This is a genomic window from Helicobacter sp. T3_23-1059, from assembly GCF_053654515.1.
On record NZ_JBSIUV010000120.1, the window covers coordinates 1 to 2,014 of the forward strand.

Below are 2,014 nucleotides of genomic sequence, written 5' to 3' on the forward strand. Positions count from 1 at the left end.
TGCTGGGCGTAACATATAACTAACATTTTTGTTAATTATATGTTAAATATTATTAAAAATAACTTAATCAAACAGCTTAGGAGCAGAATCATCAATCTTTGCTTTTAACTCTAATTCCTTTATGGATAGTTCTTTTTCTTTTATAGACAATTCTTTAGCTCGATTCTGTTCGCGCAAAATCTCTAACTCAATGGAAGCAGATTCTGTTTGTTGTGTCTGTGCTTTTTCGATATTTTGAGAATCAACAGACTCTGCCTCAACACTAATTACTTCATCATCGTTTTCTTTATTTGTCTGTATTTCGTCCTTAGGAGCGATTATGGCATTAAAATGCCCAACACCATATTCATCAGTATATTGTTCTCTTTTCAACACTTGAATATTATCTTTATCTGGCAATCCATCGTGCGAGGTAATTGTCTTTATCTCTTTTTGAGCTTGGTAATTCACAAAATCAAAATCTATGGTAAATTGTTGTCTTTGCTTTTGAATCGTATTCCACTCGCCCTGCCCAAATAAATATGGGTTCAAATAATACAAACAACCGCCACCATTTAACTTCTTTCTTTTCAAAACCTTTTTAGAGACTAACTCAGATATTGCATTAGCAATAACCTGCTTTGAAGTTTCTAACTCTTCTGCAATCTGTGTCCTAACACCTGCAGACAAAACAACCTCATTAGAACCATAAGTTACCTTATTGGCAAGTAATTTGGCTAATACTCTTTGTGTTTTTTGACGAAGCTCTACAACTAAATTAAAATTTTCAACATACAACAACATAAATCTTTCTCGTTTTTCGGTTTTTAACAACACTTGAGAATCTGTTTCTACAACCTCACCTGTATCCATATCAAGACTTCTAGTATGTCGCTGCAAAACTTTTTGATGCCCTAAATCTAAACTTTTCATTTTTTGTCTCCTTTAATCTAAAAATCAAGCAAGTATTTGCATTTTTGCTGTATATTAGCACAAAAAAAACAAATTCGTTAATTTGGTAATAAAAAAAACAAAGAAATTATAACTTATATATGTTATAATAATTGCTTAATATTAGCTTAAATATAATATTTACAAGTTATATGCTTCTCTTGTAATTTTTTAATGAAAAGTAAAAAATTTGAAAAATTTTTCAAATTTTAAAACTTAAACAAAATGTGTAAAATCTACACAAAAAAATTTTTTGCTCCAAAAATATAATACGAGGTATTATATAAGATAACACCACAGGTTATGTAAGATAACACCACAGGTTATATTTAAGAAATAGACAAAATAACGATACCAACGAACTTTCAAGCACTTTTTTGAGCAAAAATCCCTTTCTATGTTCTTTATAGGCAAACCAAAAACTCCAAAGAAATCAAAAAAAGCAACTATGTTGCAAATAAAACAGGACTTTCAAAAACAATAACTCTAAAAACTTACAGAAACACTACTAAAATCAATTTGAAATAATTATGACTATATCCCTACTATAAAAACAAATAAAAAAGATTTTAAGCCTATTTCTATAAGTTTTTACCCACAAAAATAAATGATAAAAATATAATTAAAAACAAAGCACACACATCACTAAACTACAAATCATAATCATCACTCACATTTCGATTTACAATGCAATTTAATTTAATGTTGATTTTGATTAAATTAAAAATCTAGTTTAGATTTACATTGCATTGTAAATTTTGCTGTGAAGCAAAATGTTATTACATTATGATTATAAATTATAATGTAATTTGAAATATTTTTTTACATTGTGCAAAACAAAACGCGGTAGCACAATGTAATATGTATAGCAGAGTTAAAAACTCTGCTTACATTATGCTTATGCGTGCGCTAGGCACGCAACGCAAAAGACTATATACCCCTCTTATTATTTACAATGTTATTGTAAATAATACTCACACCCACCTTGTGCTATGAGGCTCACGCTGAAGCTAGGCTAGCACGGGGTATATAGTCGCCTCGTCAACTCGATAACCGCTCCGCGCTTACCTCATACCGCGAGGCT

1 protein-coding gene is annotated in these 2,014 nt (G+C 29.9%); it reads right to left on the reverse strand.

The genetic code is table 11. The features are described 5' to 3' along the window. Nucleotides 1-63 precede the first annotated feature (63 nt). Nucleotides 64-912 carry a hypothetical protein gene (locus tag ACWIX0_RS13400; RefSeq protein ID WP_454174483.1) on the reverse strand — a complete coding sequence of 283 codons (849 nt, stop codon included), beginning with the start codon at nt 910-912 and terminating at the stop codon, nt 64-66. Nucleotides 913-2,014 lie beyond the last annotated feature (1,102 nt).